Here is a 15,733-nt window from a genome sequence, read left to right as displayed (position 1 = left end):
GGGGGAACCGCCATGTTTGAAAGCCTGATCGGCCTTGTCGCCATTATCGCCTTGTTCGTCATCATTTCGCGCCAGCAGAGCCGGATCGGCCTGATCGAGCGCGAACTTGGCGCGTTGCGCAGTCTCGTGCTTTCGGGCGCGGTGCCGTTCGCGGCCAGGCCGTCGGAACAGGAAGCGTCCGAAGGCGAGGCCTACACGGCACCGGTGGCCGCGCCCCCAGCCGATATCGCCCCGGCAGCAATCAGCGAGCCCGCGCCGGTACAGGCCACCGAGGCGGAAATCCCGGCCGCAGAGAGTGTGCCCGGTCCCTGGAGCACCCCCGAGGCAACACCGAAAACGCCAGAGGTCGCGCCGGCCGCGGTCGCCAAAGCCGCTCGCCAGTCCGACGTCGAAACCGCGCTCGGCACGCGTTGGGCGGTCTGGGTCGGTGGCATTGCGCTTGCTCTGGGCGGCCTGTTCCTGGTCCGCTACACCATCGAGGCCGGCATTTTCGGTCCCGGCGTGCGGCTCACCATGGCGGCCGTGCTCGGTTTGGTGCTGGTCGCCGCCGGCGAGTTCATTCGTCGCACCGGATTCAAGGTGCCGGTGCAAGGTGCTGCCGGCGCTTATATTCCGGCGATCCTCACGGCAGCCGGTGCCTTCATCCTGTTCGGCACCGTCTATGCCGCCCATGGTGTTTACGGCTTCATCGGCCCGGCGCTTGCCTTCACGTTGCTTGGTGCGATCGGCATTGCCACCATCGCCGCCGCTCTCGTCCATGGCCAGGCGCTGGCTGGCATCGGTCTCGTCGGCGCCATGGTGACGCCGGTGCTGATCGCTTCGCAGGCGCCCAATCCCTGGGCGTTGTTCGGCTATCTCGCAATTGTGCTCGCCGCCACCGGCGTTATCGCCCGCATGCGCGACTGGAAAGCGCTGATGGCGGCCGCCTTTTTCGGCACCGGCATCTGGACCATCCTCTACATGACCGACGCACCGGGCGCGAACCTCTCCGCGATCCTGTTCATCGACACTGTGACGCTGGCTGTACTTGCCCTTGTCTGGCTGAGCAGTCGCGGCGAAACCGGACCAGCAAGATCCTTTGACTGGCCGTCCATCGTGCCTGGACTGTTCGTCGCCTTCTCGGCGCTGGGCCTCTCGGTTGACCTGGTCTTCGCCGCTGCCGGTGATGCCTTGCCGGGCGCGGTGCTGCTTATGGTGATGGTAGCGGTCGCGCTCTACCGCCCGCTGGCGCTGCCACTGCTTTATGCCGCCGGACTGGCGACGGTACTGATCTATCTCGGCATCATCCCGCCGACCTCTATCGCTTCCGATTTTTCGACCGGCGCTCTGGGTGTTGATGGGGTGCCTTTGGCCACGGCCAACGTGCTGAGCTTGCGCCTTGGCATCGGCCTTGGCGTAGTCTTCATTGCCGCCGGTCTCTGGGCCGCGCGCCGTTTCGCCGCCTCGGCGCAGATCCGAGCAGCCTCGTGGGCTGCATGGGGTGTCATCGCGCCTCTGGTCATCCTGCTGGCGCTCTGGTTCACCTTCGGCAATCTCGACCGTGACTTTGTCTATGCCGCCGTTGCGGCCCTGCTGGTCGTGGTCTTCGCCGCCGGCGGCGAGTGGATCGCGCGGGCTGAGGAACCGCCGCTCAGGGGCGGCGTGGCAGTGTCATTTGCCTTGGGTGGCGCAGCGGTCGCCGGCCTCCTGATGCTGCATATGGCTTTTGATTCCGGCTGGACCACCACCTTGCTCGGTGCCACGGCAATCGTGCCGGCGCTCGCCACGCGCTGGCGCTCTTATCCTGTGCTCGGCTGGATTTCAGTCGCCGCCGTCACCGCGGTGCTTGGCCGCGTCGCCTTCGACCCGACGATCGTCGGCGCCGAGTTCCTGTCAATGACACCAGTCTTCAACTGGTTGCTGCCGGGCTATGGCATGCCGGCGCTCGCCTTCGGCTTCGCGGCCTGGCAGCTCGCCAACACCACCGATGGCCGACCGCGCCTCGCCATGGAGGCGGCGGCGGCACTGTTCGCGCTGCTGACGCTCGCCATGCTGGTGCGTCACGCCATGCATGGCGGCGTCATCAACAGCGATGCGCCGACGCTCGCCGAACAAGCGATCTACACGCTGATCGCCATCGGTGCCGGCGCCATCCTGATCGCCATCGACAGGCGCTCGCCAAGCTCGGTGCTGCGCTATGGTTCGATGGCGGTGGGCGCGGTCTCGGTCGCCTTTGTCGTCATCCAGCATTTCCTGGTGCTCAATCCGTTGTTCACCGACGAATCGACCGGTCGGATTCCGGTTTTCAATCTTTTGTTCCTGGCCTATCTCGTGCCGGCCGTCGCCGCCGGCGGTCTGGCGCTCTATAGCAGGGGCAAGCGGCCGAAATGGTATTCGGCCATGCTGGCGCTGGTGGCGGCGCTGCTTGCCTTCGCCTATGCCACGCTGTCGGTGAGGCGCCTGTTCAAGGGTGAGTTCATCGGCTTGTGGAGTGGCCTTGGCCAGTTGGAGACCTATACCTATTCGGCACTCTGGCTGGTGATCGGCGTGGCGCTGCTCACGGCTGGCGTCTGGCTGAAATCGCAGGTTCTGCGCATTGCTTCGGCCGGGCTGATCGCGGTTGCCGTACTGAAAGTCTTCCTCTTCGACATGTCGGAACTGGAGGGTGTGCTCAGGGCACTGTCCTTTATCGGTCTGGGTGCGGTGCTGATCGGCATTGGCCTGTTCTACCAGCGGCTTTTGACGCGGGCGGCGAAGGAAAAAGGATAATCGCCTGCGATCATTGGTTTTCCTTGCCGGTCGGGAATAAACCGGAACCCGCCGGCGTTATCTCGTTGCTTGGGTGACCGGAGCGGTGGACCGCTTCGCGCTGGCCGCTTGCGCCGTGCCGGGAAGGCGCGTTCAATCGAGATCAACAAGGGCGACCTCAGAACCAGCGGTCATGAACGAAAAGAAGGCAGCAATCCTTGGCGAAATACCGCGCCTGCGACGCTACGCACGCTCGCTTTTGCGCGACCGCGATGCTGCCGACGATCTCGTTCAGGACTGCCTTGAGCGCGCGCTGTTGCGGCTCGACAATTGGCAGACAGGAGAAAGCCCCAGGAGGTGGCTGTTTACGATCATGCATCATTTGTTCATCGACCAGATGCGCAAGGTGAATCGCCGCGGCGAAGCGGCGATGCTGCCGCTGGAGGCGGGCGAGACGGTTGCCCAGCCGCCCGAACAGTTGGAGGGCATCGCTTCGCGCGAGATCATCGACGCATTGCAGGCGATCAGCCCGGATCGCCGCGCGGCGCTGGTCATGGTCGCCATTGAGGGCTTTTCCTATGCCGAAGCCGCCAACATTCTGGGTGTGCCCGCGGGCACGCTGATGTCGCGCATCGCGCGTGGCCGTGAGGAACTGCGTGGGTTGCTGGACGACACAGCACGCCGCCGAGCCATAAGGATCGTCGAGAAATGATCCGCCGCGATTTTTCCGAACGGGACATCCACATGGCGCTCGACGGCGAACTGCCGCCCGATGAACGTGCCGCCTACGATGCCTGGCTCGACTCCAATCCCGAGATGAAGGCTAGGAGCGCCCGCTTCACCGCCGACCGGGAGGCATTGCGCTCGGCTTTTGCCGGCGTACTGGATGAGGCTGTACCAGTGCGCCTGCGCAAGGTGGTGCTCGGCGAAGCGCCTGTTAAGGTTGTGGTGCCACGCTCACGCTGGTGGCTTGCCGCCGCTGCGGCCGTGCTTCTCGCCACGGGCGGATTTGGCGGCTACTTTGCCGGCATCGGCGGCCTCGGGCAGGAGGATCCGGCGGAGGATCAACTCGCCGAACAGGCGATCGCCGCCCACGTCATCTATGCCGCCGAGAAGCGGCATGCGGTGGAAGTTCCGGCCAGCGACAAGGATCATTTGCAGACCTGGCTGTCCAACCGGATCGGCCTGAATCTGGTGGTGCCGGACCTGAGCGCGAACGGCTTCCAATTGGTTGGTGGCCGGTTGCTGCCGGCTGGCGAAAGCAAGGCCGCGATGCTGCTTTACGAAGACGACAAGGGCGAGCGCATATCCCTCTTCGTGACGGCGGAATCGACCGAGAATGCCAAGGGTACCTACGCTTCGGCGCAGGACGGTCCGCAGGCCGTCTACTGGCTGGACAAGGGCTATGGCTGTGCCGTCGTCGGTTCGCTGCCGCGCGAGCAATTGGCGGTCGTGGCCAAGAGCGCGTATGGCCAGCTTTTAGCCGGGCTGGCCAGTTGAGCCGGTTGCGAACTTGCGCGGCCGACTGGCTTGAAAACAGCGATTGCGTTCAAAGCTTGCCAGCTTCCCTGTCGTGGCGGAAACTGTCACAATTCGGCCCTAATCAAGGAGCGATAGCGCTTGATGAATACCGGCGCTTCGGCCGGTGTTCGCGACGCTTTTGACCGGGGCCGTTTTCCGCAACGCAATCGAGGTTTTCTCAAGCCGCATGCCTGCCGAGATCCGCAAGGCCCGCGCGTCAGACGTCGATGATCTCGCCGCCATCGAGAAAGCCGTGTTCTCGAGCGACCGCATTTCCCGCCGCTCCTTCCGCCAGTTCATCGAGCGGGAGACCGCCGAGACGCTGGTCGCCGAAATCGATGGCCGCGTAGGCGGTTATGCGATCGTGCTGTTTCGCAAGGGCAGTGGCGTGGCGCGGCTCTATTCCATAGCCGTCGGACCGTTCTTCGGCGGGCTCGGCATAGGCCGCCAATTACTGTCCGCGGCCGAAGAGGCAGCCTTCGAACACGACCGCATGATGCTGCGTCTCGAAGCGCGCGAGGACAATGGCCGCGCCATCCATATCTACGAGCAGGCCGGCTACCGCAAGATTGGCCGCGAGCCGGGGTACTACGAAGACGGCGCGACGGCGCTACGCTATGAAAAAACCCTGCGCGGCGACCTTCCGGTCGCCACCAGGGTGCCGTTCTACCAGCAGACCTGCGAGTTCACCTGCGGTCCATGCTGCCTGATGATGGCCATGGCCAATTTCGATGGTGGCTTCGTACCCGACCCGGTGATGGAAATCCGCCTCTGGCGCGAGGCAACGACCGTCTTCATGATGTCTGGGCCAGGCGGCTGCGAACCATTCGGTCTGGCCGTTTCGGGGTACGAAAGCGGGCTTGCTGCGGAGATTTACGTTTCCTTCTACGGCGCATTGTTCCTGCAATCGGTGCGCAGCGAGGAGAAGCGCCGGGTCATGGAACTGGCACAGGTCGACTTTCGCCGCCGCGCGGAACTTTACGGCATCCCGGTGAATTACCGTCCGTTCACCATCGACGATATCAGGGCGGCTCTCGCTGGTGGCAAACTGGTTCTGGTGCTGATCAGCGGCTTCCTGATGTTTGGCAAGAAGGTGCCGCACTGGGTGCTGGCCATCGGCGATGATGGCGATCATATTCTGATCCACGATCCGTGGGTCGAGGATGAAAGGCAGGAAACCATCCTTGATGCCGCCAACATTCCCGTGCCTTACGGCATCTTCATGAACATGGCGCAGTTCGGTCGCGACGGACTGCGTGCCGCCATCACTTTGGGAAAGAGATAATGACCTGGGTCATTCTTACCGGCAGGCAGAGCGATCTCGACCAGGTGGCGACACCGCACAAGATCATCACCAATCGTGACTATCTCGCGCATCCCTCGCTGTTCCGCGGCCAGCGGCCGAAGGTCATTAACCTGTCGAACAACTACGGCTACCAGAGCCGCGGTTATTATGCGTCACTGCTGGCAAGTTCGCGCGGCCACAAGGTCATCCCGACCGTCGAGACGATGATCGACCTGTCGGAGCGCAAGCTCTACGAGCACGCCTTGCCGGAACTGGAACTGGCGCTCAACAAATGCCGCAAGGATCTCGGCGGTATATTCCCGGCGAAGGTCTGCATCTTCTTCGGCATCGGCCCGTCCAAGGTCTGGGACCGTTTTGCCAAGCTGTTGTTCGACTGGTTCCGGGCGCCGGCGCTCGAGGTCCACATCAAGGACAGCGCCGAATGGGCTTCGATCCGCAAGATCGGCTTCCACCCGCTGGCGCGCATGACCGAGGACGAGGAAAAGAGCTTCATCCAGTGCCTGGAGACCTACACCAACCGTGAGTGGCGCGACACCAAGGGCCGCACGCCGGCGCGGTACACCTTCGCCACGCTGGTCGACCCGCATGAGGAATTGCCGCCGTCGGAAATCTCCTCGCTGCGCTACTGGGCCAAGATCGCCGAAAAGATGGGGGTCGAAATCGAGCCCATCACCAGGAAGGATCTCGCCAAGCTCGCGAATTACGATGCGCTGTTCATCCGCGAGACCACCTCGATCTCCAATCATACCTATCGTTTCGCCCGCCGCGCCCAGCAGGAAGGCATGCCTGTCATCGACGACCCGCTGTCGATGATCCGCTGCACCAACAAGGTCTATCTCAACGAACTGATGGCCTACAACAAGGTGCCGGTGCCGCCGACGGTGATGATCGCCGGCGCCTCCGATCTCGAACTCGCGGCGCAGACGCTGGGTTTTCCCCTGGTGTTGAAGATCCCGGATTCGTCATTCTCGCGCGGTGTCAAGAAATGCGCCAATTTCGAGGAGCTGAAGACGCTTGCCACCGAATGGCTCGAGGATTCCGATCTTCTGATCGCGCAGAAATTCATCCCGACCGAATATGACTGGCGTGTCGGCGTGCTCGGTGGCCAGCCGCTGTTTGCCGTGCATTATCTGATGGCCAAGAAGCACTGGCAGATCGTCAACCACAAGGCCAATGGCAAGCCCGACCAAGGCGGCATCAAGACCTTCACGCTGAAGGAGACGCCGCCTCATGTCGTCGAGACGGCAGTGAAGGCTGCGCGCTGTATCGGCGATGGTCTCTATGGGGTCGACCTCAAGGAGACCAAGGACGGCGTCTTCGTCATCGAGGTCAACGACAACCCCAACCTCGATCATGGCTGGGAGGATTCCGGCGAGAAGGATGAGGTCTGGGTGCGGCTGACGCAGTGGTTCCTGGAGCGGCTGGACAGGCCGGGACGGTAATCAACCGAGGGGAAACATGCAGTTCATCGTCATCGAGGATTTCACCGGCTGCGACCGCAAGGAAATCTATCGCCGGTTCCGCGACCGCGGCCGCCTGAAGCCGGAGAAGCTTGTTGTGCATCATAGCTGGATCGCGGCCGATATGCCGCTGTTTCCTGCTGGTGGAGACCGATGACGTCACGCTACTGCAGCGATGGGTCATCGAATGGGCTGATCTGGTCGAGTTCGAGATCGTGCCCGTGGCGGCCAACAAGGACATGGTGGCGGCCTTGAGCGCGCACCTCTGACCATGGCCCCACCCGGTCAGCGCAGCGCCGGCGAGCCCACGACGCGCTGGCATTCATCGATCAGCCAATCGCGGAACGCGGCCACGACGTCGCGCCTCGCGCTTCGCTCCGGGACGGTGAGGCAATAGGGCTGTCGCAGGGCAATTGCGCTCTTGGCGGGGCGGACCAGCCGGCCGTCCTCCACCGCCTCGGCACAGTAGATCCCTTGCGCCAGTGCCACGCCCAGCCCCGAAATGGCGAGGTCGAGGGCCGCGCGCGACGAATTGGCCGAGAGCCCGCGCCGTACCGCCCGGCCAGATTGGGCGCCCGCCGCCTCGAACCAGTTGCGCCAGGACGGAAACGATGCGCCGGTCGGTCCCCAATCCGTGTGAATGAGCGGCAGCCCGGCGAGCGGCTCGCCGCCCGCCTTGATCATGCCGGCAAGCTTTGGCGCGCAGACGGGGTAGACCGCATCCCTGGCAATGTCCTCGGTCGGATGCTCGCGATAATGCGGGCCGTAGGAGAGCCTGATGTCGATCAGCTCGCGGTCGAACGGCACCGGGTCGTCATCGCCCCGGAGCGATATGTCGGCGGCGCCATGGCTTGCGACGAAGCCGGCCAGACGCTGCGAAAGCCAACCCATGGCCATGGATGGCGGCACCGATACCACGAGGCGCGGGCGGAATGCGTCGCCGGCAAGCTCGCGCGAGACGCTGCCGATCTCCTGAAAGGCCACGGTCAGCCGCGGCAGCATTTCCACGCCGGCCTCGGTGAGGACAACGCGCCGGTTGACCCGCTGAAACAGCTTGCGGCCCATCTGCTCCTCCAAGATGCGGATAAGCTGGCTGACGGCGGCGGCCGAAACCGACAGCTCCTCCGCCGCCGCGGCAAAGCTGCCCGTACGTGCCGCGGCCTCGAAAGCCTGAAGCCCTTTCAGGGATGGAGATGTGACCATTGCCGCCCAATAAGATAAGCTTACCTTATCCAAATCGCAGGAATCGTCGTTTTTGGAAAGCTTTTTTGCCAACTAGAATGGTCGTCGTCAATATCCAGCCTGGATCGAAGCCGATGGACCATCGCGACATCATCGCGTCACTGACACCGGAAGAGCGCAATCGCCTGACGACCAAATCCGATGTAGCGGGCCTGTTCCAGCTGGGCGCTCACTTGGGCGCGATTGTCATCATTGGATCGTTGATCGCGGCCAAGGTGCCGTTCTGGCCATTGCTGGTGTTGCCGCAGGGGATTCTGATCGTGTTCCTGTTCACGCTGTTGCACGAGACGGTTCACCGCACGGCTTTCGAAACACAGCGGCTGAACGACGGCGTGGCGCGGCTGTGCAGCCTGGCGATCGCGCTGCCGGCCGACTGGTTCCGCTACTTTCATTTCGCTCACCACCGATACACGCAGGATCTGGAGAACGATCCCGAGCTCGCTTTCCCCAAACCCGAGACCTTGCGGCAATACATTGTCCACGTCTCGGGCCTCCCGGTGTGGTGGGGGCATGTCAAGACGCTGTACACCAATGCAGGTGGTGGCAGTCAGGAGAGTTATGTGCCGCCGAAAGGTCGACCCAAGGTACGGGCCGAGGCGCGCGCCATGATTGCCTTCTACGCTGTGGTCATTCTGCTCACTGTCTATTTCCGGCTCACCGTGCTGCTCTATGTCTGGATCATTCCCGCACTACTCGGGCAGCCATTCCTGCGCCTGTATCTGCTGGCCGAGCATGGCCGCTGTCCGTTCGTCGCCAACATGCTGGAGAACACAAGAACCACGCTGACCAATTGGGTGGTGCGCAAGCTGGCCTGGAACATGCCGTTCCATGCCGAGCATCATGCCTATCCCGGAGTGCCGTTTCACCAATTGCCGCGGTTTCACGCGCTGATCGAGCGGCATCTGAAGGTGGTCGAGCCCGGCTACGTCAGCTTCCACGAGAAATACCTGGAAACATTGAGCTGACATGGCCGATGCCGTCAGCCGGTTTGGCTGCGCGTCGCACGCGACTTCAATAGGCGCTGGATCTCGGCCGGCTTCGATGGCACGCCGATCAGATAGCCTTGCGCCTCGACACAACCATTGTCGCGCAGCATGTCGAGTTGCCTCTCGGTTTCGACGCCCTCTGCCGTGACCACGATGCCAAGCTCGGCACCCAGCCCGATGATGGTGCGAACGATCGCCGCCGTGTCGCGGTTGCCCATGTCGCGGATGAATGATCGGTCGATCTTGATCTTGTCGACCGGAAACCGTCTGAGGTAGCCGAGCGAGCAATAGCCGGTGCCGAAATCGTCCAGCGCAATGCGGATACCGAGTTCACGCAACTGGCGCAGCGTTTTCAGCACGGCTTTGCTCTCGTCCATCAGCACGGTTTCGGTGATCTCCAGTTCCAGCTGTCCGGCCGGCACGCCGGAAAAAGCCAGCGCCGAGATGACGCTGCGGGCAAATCCGCTGCTTTTGAGCTGCACCGCCGAGACATTGACCGCGATGCGCAAACCCGGCGGCCAGCTAGCCGCCACCGCGCAGGCTTTCCTCAGCGCCCATTCGCCAAGCGGCACGATCAGTCCTGTCTCTTCGGCGACCGGAATGAAGTCGTCCGGCGCCACCCTGCCGCGCGCTGGTGAATGCCAGCGCATCAAGGCCTCCGCGCCGATGATCTCGCCCGAGGCGATGTTCATGATGGGCTGGAAATCAAGATCGAATTCCTGGCGCGGCAGTGCCGCCTCCAGATCGACTTCAAGCGCCCGGCGGGCCTGCACCACGGCGTCCATTCCAGGTTCGAAGAAGCGATAGAGGTTTCGCCCATCGTTCTTTGCCCGATAGAGCGCCGTATCGGCGTTCTTCAGCAGCGTGTCGGCGTCACGGCCATCGGCGGGGAAAACGGCGATGCCCAGGCTGACGCCGACATGCATGTCCCGGCCCTTGTCGCGAAATGGTTTTGCGATTGCCTCGACGATGCGTTTCGCCAGTTTCTCGGCATCGGCAATGCCCACGGAGTTGGATTGGATGACGACGAACTCGTCGCCGCCGAAACGGGCGATCATATCTGCATCATTGCGCAGGCAGCGCTGCAGTCTTTCGGCCACACTCTTCAACAGCCAGTCGCCGGCGGGGTGTCCCCAGGTGTCGTTGACCGCCTTGAAGCGGTCGAGGTCGAGCGAGAAGATCGCGAGCGGTGTAGCGGCCACATCCTCCAGCGCAAGGTCGAGCCGCTCGCGAAACATCGATCGGTTGGGCAGTCCGGTCAGCATGTCGTGATGCGCGAGATGGGTCATGCGCTCTTCGGCCAGGCGGCGTTCCGTGACGTCGTCGAACGTCGCCACCCAACCGCCGCCACTCATTGGCTGGCGCACGACCAGAAATGTCCTGCCGTCGGCAAGATGGCGATAGGTCGAATGCATTTTTCCCGCCCGCCGGCAGGCTTCGGCCTTGGCGACTTCGCTGTCGACGTCGATCTTCGTGTAGATGCCGAGTTCCAGCAGTCGTTCGAGCGCGTCGCGATGCGTCGTTCCAAGCGGGAAGTCGGCCGCCGTGACGTTGTACAGTTCCAGAAAACGCCCGTTGCGCACGATCATTTTGCCGTCGGCGTCGTACATCAGCAGGCCTTGCGACATGTTGGCGAGCGCTGCGTCGAAGCGGCGATGCTGCTCCTTGAGATCCTGCTCGGCGCGCCGCTGTTCAGTAATATCCTCGTAGATCGAGACCCACCCGCCCGAAGCCAGCGGCCGGTGCGAGATAAGGATGATGCGGCCGTCCGACAGGATTTCTTCGTAGGTCGAAGGCTTCGCCTGGTCGATATAGGGCTTGCGGATGGCATAGAGCTCGTCGGCCCTTTGGGAGGCGACGCCGAGGTCGACGCTGTGCCGCAGGATATCGAGGAAGCGGATGCCTGGCCGTATCAGCTTGGCGTCGAGGTGGAAGATGTCGATGTAGTTGCGGTTGCAGATGATCATGCGTTCATCGGCGTCGAACATGCACAGGCCATGCGACATGTTTTCGACAGCGGCTGAAAACCGTTCGTTCTGCTCGCGCAGCTCATCTTCAATGCGGCGCGACCGCTCCACGCCTCCGGCCACCCGTTCCGGGACGATCGAACCATCCTTGACGACGGGCATTAGGCGCCCCTGCGGTGTTTGATCGAACACCACACTGTTGACGCTTTCGGTTAATTTAGCGTTTTCTACCCCAGCGCAGATGTCGCAACGTGATGTCTTGAGGTCTCGATCGCCGAAAACCGCTTCAGGAACGCATTCTGTGCCCAGATCACCGAGCGTGGCGTGAAGTCGAAACGTTCGGCTGAAAAACCGCGCGGGCGGCCGAAGAATTCGGTCGCCTCGGCGGTCGAAAAGCCGGCGAGCAGCGTAGCCTCGAAATAGGCGGCGATCTGGTCGGCGCGCTTGATCTCCTTGCGCAGGGCAGCGGCCGGTTCGGGAGGCAGCGAGAAACGCAGATGGATGGCGCGTTGCAGGCGCAATTCGCAGTCCCTGTAGCTGCCGCCCATCACCGACTTGAATGGCGAGATCATGTCGCCGATGACATATTCCGGCGCGTCGTGCAGCAGTGCCGCCAACTGGTCGTCGGCCGAAGCCTGCGGCACCAGCTCGTTGAACAGCGCCTCGACCAGCAGTGAATGCTGGGCCACCGAGAAGGCGTGCTCGCCGCTGGTTTGGCCGTTCCAGCGCGCGACGCGGGCAAGCCCATGGGCGATGTCCGAAATTTCGATGTCGAGCGGCGAGGGGTCGAGCAGGTCGAGCCTGCGGCCGGACAGCATGCGCTGCCAGGCGCGTGGTGGCGCACCGGCGCGGTCTGCCGCCATCAGGCTTCCTCCGCGCCGGCGGTTTCCTGCGGGAAACTGAATTTGGCCCAGGCGGGGATGGTGAGTGTCACTGGCACGTCATCCGCCAGGACCGGCTGGCCGGCGTCGAGCGCCGCCTTGACCCTGTCGATGCGGGCGATGGCGAGCCCGGTCAGGGTGACGGTCGAGCCGAGCGTGCCGACCGGTCGCCCGCCGACGGTGAGTTCGACACCCGCGGCGGGCAGAGGAAGCCCAGCCTGGACGATCAGCACGCGCCGCCGGGCTGTGCCCCGATGCTGCATGCGCGACACGACCTCCTGGCCGACATAGCAGCCCTTCTTGAAGCCGACACCGCCCATCTCGTCGAGCAACACGTCATGCGGGAACGCATCGCCGAGTGCATAGTCGGACCCGCTCTCGGCAATACCGTGGGCGATGCGGAAGGCCTGCCACGCGGCGATGTCGCCGGCCTCCGCTGTGCCGGCATGGAAGCGCGTGACGCCTTCGTCGCCAAAGCGCCTGTCGGCAACTGCGGTTGAATCACTTTCTGAGGCGATTGACTCTTTTCCCCATGCGACAGTGACAAGCGTTTGTTCCGACTTGGCAATCTCGACCTTGGCGCGAAGCCTGTAGAGCATCAGCCGGCGAATGAAATCGTCTGAAACGTCGGCACGGCATTCGATGCGGAAGGCGTTTTCTCCTGCCCGTGAGATCAGGAAGTCGAACAGTATCTTGCCTTGCGGCGTCAGCAGCGCGCCCGGCTTGGCCTCACCATTGCCAAGCGCATCGAGATCGGTGGTCAGGATGTTTTGCAGAAAATGTTCGGCATCCGGGCCGGAGACGGAGATAAGCGCGCGGTCTTTCAGCAGGGCAAAGGGCATGGAGCGGATAGAAGCCTGATCTTGCAAAACGGTTGGCCATTACGTAAGCCGCTGACACTCCCCCCGCAAGAGAGCATCACCATGACCTATGACCTCATCCTGACAGGCGGCACAGTGGTCAATCATGACGGCGAGGGGTTGCGCGACATTGGCGTGAAGGGCGGTCGCATCGCCGCGATCGGCGATCTGCGCCAGGCCTCGGCCGGCGAGACGATCGACTGCCGGGGCCTTCATATCCTGCCCGGTGTCGTCGACAGCCAGGTGCATTTCCGCGAGCCGGGACTGGAGCACAAGGAAGACCTGGAAACGGGATCGCGGGCTGCTGTGCTCGGCGGTGTCACCGCCGTCTTCGAGATGCCCAACACCAACCCGTTGACCACCAGCGAGGCAACGCTTGCCGACAAGGTCCGGCGCGGCAGCGGCCGCATGCATTGCGATTTTGCTTTCTGGGTTGGCGGTACCCGCGATAACGCCAGGGATGTCGGCGACCTCGAGCGTTTGCCGGGAGCTGCGGGAATAAAGGTCTTCATGGGGTCGTCCACCGGTGACCTGCTGGTCGAGGACGACGAAAGCGTCGCCTCGATCCTGAGGAATACCCGCCGCCGCGCCGCTTTTCATTCGGAGGACGAGTTCCGGCTGCGCGAGCGCCTGGGCGAGCGCATTGAGGGCGACCCGTCATCGCATCCCGTTTGGCGTGACGAGATCGCCGCCTTGCGCTGCACCGAACGGCTGGTGCGCATCGCGCGCGACGTCCGGGCCCGCATCCATGTCCTGCACATTTCGACCGTCGAGGAAATCCTGTTCCTCGAACAGCACAAGGATGTCGCGACCTGTGAGGCCACGCCGCACCATCTGACGCTGAGCGCCGACGATTATGCGCGGCTCGGCACGCTGATCCAGATGAACCCGCCGGTGCGGGACAAGCGCCATCGCGACGGCGTCTGGCATGGTATTGCGCAGGGCATTGTGGACGTGCTCGGCTCCGACCACGCGCCACACACATTGGCGGAGAAGGCAAAGCCCTATCCGGCTTCGCCCTCGGGCATGACCGGCGTGCAGACGCTGGTGCCGATCATGCTCGACCACGTCAACGCCGGCCGGCTGACCCTGCAGCGCTTCGTCGATCTCTCCAGCCATGGCCCGCAGCGCATCTTCGGCATGGCCCGAAAAGGCCGTATCGCCGCCGGCTATGACGCCGACTTCACCATTGTCGACATGAAGCGGCGCGAGGCCATCACCAACGCGCAAGCCGGCTCGAAAGCCGGCTGGACACCTTATCACGGCAAGGAGGTGACCGGTTGGCCGGTCGGCACGGTCATTCGCGGTCAGCGTGTCATGTGGGAGAGCGAAATCGTTACGCCCGGCCAGGGCAGGGCGGTGGAGTTTTCCGAGGCATTGCCCGGCTAGACGGCCATCGCCGACGCGTCAGGTCGCCGACGCGTCACGTCTTTGATTTTTAAGCGCTCTGCACTATGTTCAGAGCACTATAAAGGCACAATTCGCGCCTATGATTGACCCCGCCGAGTTTCCAGAGCAGCAAGCAATCGTTCGTGAAGCCCGCATCCCATTGCAAGGTCGTTTCGATGAAGATCTAAACGTACCTTCTTTGATCCCCTCGGACATGTTCGCCGAGAAGTTATTGGCGAATGCCGACCGATGCCAAGACCGTGCTGTCGGCTATCGCGATGCTATTGATCTTGGGATGTTGGTCAGTGCCTGTCGGGAGATCCCGAACGACGCCGTAGCGAAGGTTCAGGCTGCATATGGACAGGATGTCCAGCACAAGGTTGCGTGGGTGGCCAACAAGCTTCGGGAAACGGTAGAGCTGAGTTACGCAGCCGAGATTCTGCAGATGCAGGCTGTAAGGCTAGCGGTGCCATCTCGCTTCTTCGAAACGAAAGCATTCGCATTTGGCCGAATGCTGACATCATTGCATAGCCCGCCAGCCCGCTTAATGGCAACATTGTCTACAATGCTGCTCGCATCCTGCCGCGAGCAGGCAGGCACCTTCAATCGCCCGCGACGAAGAAGGTCCATTGCCCGGCGGGCGTGATGCCGACGCGGTAGAAGATGTAGGCGCCGAACTGCTTCATGTCGTCGAAATCGCCGGCGGTGACGATCTTGAACAGCTCGACCCGCTGCTTGGCGTCGAGCCTATCGAGCGGCAGCGCGAAGAAATACGGCCAGACATAGAGTTCCTGTGGCGTACCCGCATCGACATGGACGTAGCCGGCGCTAAGCACCTCCTCCAGAATGGCCAGGATCTCCTGGCCATCAGGGTCGCCGGACAGCCCTTTGAGGAAGGCGATGGCATCGCCATCGATGTCGGCCAGCGACAGCTGGGTCATGGTGTCGCCTTTGCCGATTAAAGGCCTGAGCTTCTCGATGTCGCCGCTCTTGCAAGCTTCGATGATGAGGTCATGCATGCGTCGCACGGACTCGGGCAGCTTGCCGAGGTCATAGACGACCTCGGGCAAGGGCGCCTGGGGATCGACACGCGGCCTGTTGCTGCCGCCATCCGACGGAATGTCCGGCTCCGCGGCGTCGGGAGCGGCCGGTTGGCTGGCCGAAGGCGGCGTTCCCAGCGGGCCAGGCACGGGAATCGCGCCCCCGGGCGACGACGCGTCGTCGTCGTCCGTCGAGGGTGTGACCGGCGAGGGGAGTTCTTCGCTTTTGATCTCGCTCAGCGCATAGGCAGGGCTGCTGGCCAGGCACGTCACCAAGGCAATCGCGCCGCAGCAAGCAGCGAGGCGGATGTAGAGGACAAGGCCCTTCGGCCTGCCTGACATCGGAAAATTCAC

General features: G+C 63.0%; 15 protein-coding genes. 10 read left to right on the top strand and 5 right to left on the bottom strand.

Annotated features, from left to right (window positions below):
• Window positions 1-12 precede the first annotated feature (12 nt).
• The 7 genes from FJ434_RS10425 (at window position 13) to FJ434_RS30125 (ending at window position 7,283) form a co-directional block, all read left to right on the top strand.
• Window positions 13-2,748 (top strand): DUF2339 domain-containing protein, encoded by a 2,736-nt coding sequence (locus FJ434_RS10425; RefSeq protein WP_140746687.1) that lies wholly within the window; start codon window positions 13-15, stop codon window positions 2,746-2,748.
• A gap of 172 nt (window positions 2,749-2,920) precedes the next feature.
• A complete protein-coding gene (locus FJ434_RS10420) occupies window positions 2,921-3,439 on the top strand; it encodes an RNA polymerase sigma factor (RefSeq protein ID WP_027144179.1) in 519 nt (172 codons plus the stop codon).
• Window positions 3,436-4,227 (top strand): anti-sigma factor, encoded by a 792-nt coding sequence (locus FJ434_RS10415; protein ID WP_027144178.1) that lies wholly within the window; start codon window positions 3,436-3,438, stop codon window positions 4,225-4,227. The genes FJ434_RS10420 and FJ434_RS10415 overlap by 4 nt, the downstream gene beginning before the upstream one ends.
• A 208-nt stretch (window positions 4,228-4,435) precedes the next feature.
• Window positions 4,436-5,533 (top strand): GNAT family N-acetyltransferase/peptidase C39 family protein, encoded by a 1,098-nt coding sequence (locus FJ434_RS10410; RefSeq protein ID WP_140505981.1) that lies wholly within the window; start codon window positions 4,436-4,438, stop codon window positions 5,531-5,533.
• The gene (locus FJ434_RS10405; RefSeq protein ID WP_140746684.1) at window positions 5,533-6,996 is read left to right on the top strand and encodes a RimK family protein; all 1,464 of its coding nucleotides are present in this window, start codon (window positions 5,533-5,535) and stop codon (window positions 6,994-6,996) included. Before FJ434_RS10410 ends, FJ434_RS10405 begins: the two co-directional genes overlap by 1 nt.
• A gap of 16 nt (window positions 6,997-7,012) precedes the next feature.
• A complete protein-coding gene (locus tag FJ434_RS30575) occupies window positions 7,013-7,171 on the top strand; it encodes a DUF3303 family protein (protein ID WP_246684234.1) in 159 nt (52 codons plus the stop codon).
• Window positions 7,110-7,283: a DUF3303 family protein gene (locus FJ434_RS30125; protein ID WP_246678269.1), complete on the top strand. Its 174-nt coding sequence runs from the start codon at window positions 7,110-7,112 to the stop codon at window positions 7,281-7,283. Before FJ434_RS30575 ends, FJ434_RS30125 begins: the two co-directional genes overlap by 62 nt.
• A 16-nt stretch (window positions 7,284-7,299) precedes the next feature.
• On the opposite strand, the gene FJ434_RS10395 is transcribed toward FJ434_RS30125, so the two are convergent.
• Entirely contained in the window at window positions 7,300-8,217 is a 918-nt protein-coding gene (locus FJ434_RS10395) for a LysR substrate-binding domain-containing protein (RefSeq protein ID WP_140746681.1), read from the bottom strand.
• A gap of 113 nt (window positions 8,218-8,330) precedes the next feature.
• Between FJ434_RS10395 and FJ434_RS10390 the strand changes: the two genes are divergently transcribed.
• Entirely contained in the window at window positions 8,331-9,221 is an 891-nt protein-coding gene (locus tag FJ434_RS10390) for a fatty acid desaturase family protein (protein WP_140747187.1), read from the top strand.
• 14 nt (window positions 9,222-9,235) lie between these two features.
• On the opposite strand, the gene FJ434_RS10385 is transcribed toward FJ434_RS10390, so the two are convergent.
• The 3 genes from FJ434_RS10385 to FJ434_RS10375 form a co-directional block, all read right to left on the bottom strand.
• Window positions 9,236-11,371, bottom strand: coding sequence for an EAL domain-containing protein (locus FJ434_RS10385; RefSeq protein ID WP_140746678.1), 2,136 nt, complete (start codon window positions 11,369-11,371; stop codon window positions 9,236-9,238).
• A 65-nt stretch (window positions 11,372-11,436) separates the two neighbouring features.
• Window positions 11,437-12,072, bottom strand: coding sequence for an HD family hydrolase (locus FJ434_RS10380; RefSeq protein WP_140746674.1), 636 nt, complete (start codon window positions 12,070-12,072; stop codon window positions 11,437-11,439).
• On the bottom strand, window positions 12,072-12,932 hold the full coding sequence (locus tag FJ434_RS10375; protein ID WP_140746671.1) for a folate-binding protein YgfZ: 861 nt from the start codon (window positions 12,930-12,932) through the stop codon (window positions 12,072-12,074). The genes FJ434_RS10380 and FJ434_RS10375 overlap by 1 nt, the downstream gene beginning before the upstream one ends.
• Before the next feature lie 75 nt (window positions 12,933-13,007).
• On the opposite strand from FJ434_RS10375, the gene FJ434_RS10370 reads away from it, so the two are divergent.
• Both FJ434_RS10370 and FJ434_RS10365 read left to right on the top strand, forming a co-directional pair.
• Window positions 13,008-14,339: a dihydroorotase gene (locus tag FJ434_RS10370; RefSeq protein ID WP_181165903.1), complete on the top strand. Its 1,332-nt coding sequence runs from the start codon at window positions 13,008-13,010 to the stop codon at window positions 14,337-14,339.
• Window positions 14,340-14,439: 100 nt separating this feature from the next.
• Complete coding sequence (locus FJ434_RS10365) at window positions 14,440-14,985, top strand: nucleotidyl transferase AbiEii/AbiGii toxin family protein (RefSeq protein ID WP_140746665.1); 546 nt, start codon at window positions 14,440-14,442, stop codon at window positions 14,983-14,985.
• On the opposite strand, the gene FJ434_RS10360 is transcribed toward FJ434_RS10365, so the two are convergent.
• The gene (locus FJ434_RS10360; protein WP_181165872.1) at window positions 14,942-15,733 is read right to left on the bottom strand and encodes a hypothetical protein; all 792 of its coding nucleotides are present in this window, start codon (window positions 15,731-15,733) and stop codon (window positions 14,942-14,944) included. The genes FJ434_RS10365 and FJ434_RS10360 overlap by 44 nt on opposite strands.

The organism is Mesorhizobium sp. B2-5-13, from assembly GCF_006440535.1.
Lineage (GTDB): Bacteria > Pseudomonadota > Alphaproteobacteria > Rhizobiales > Rhizobiaceae > Mesorhizobium > Mesorhizobium salmacidum.
Note: the sequence above shows the minus strand (reverse complement) of the source record. Positions and strands in the feature narration are given on the sequence as shown.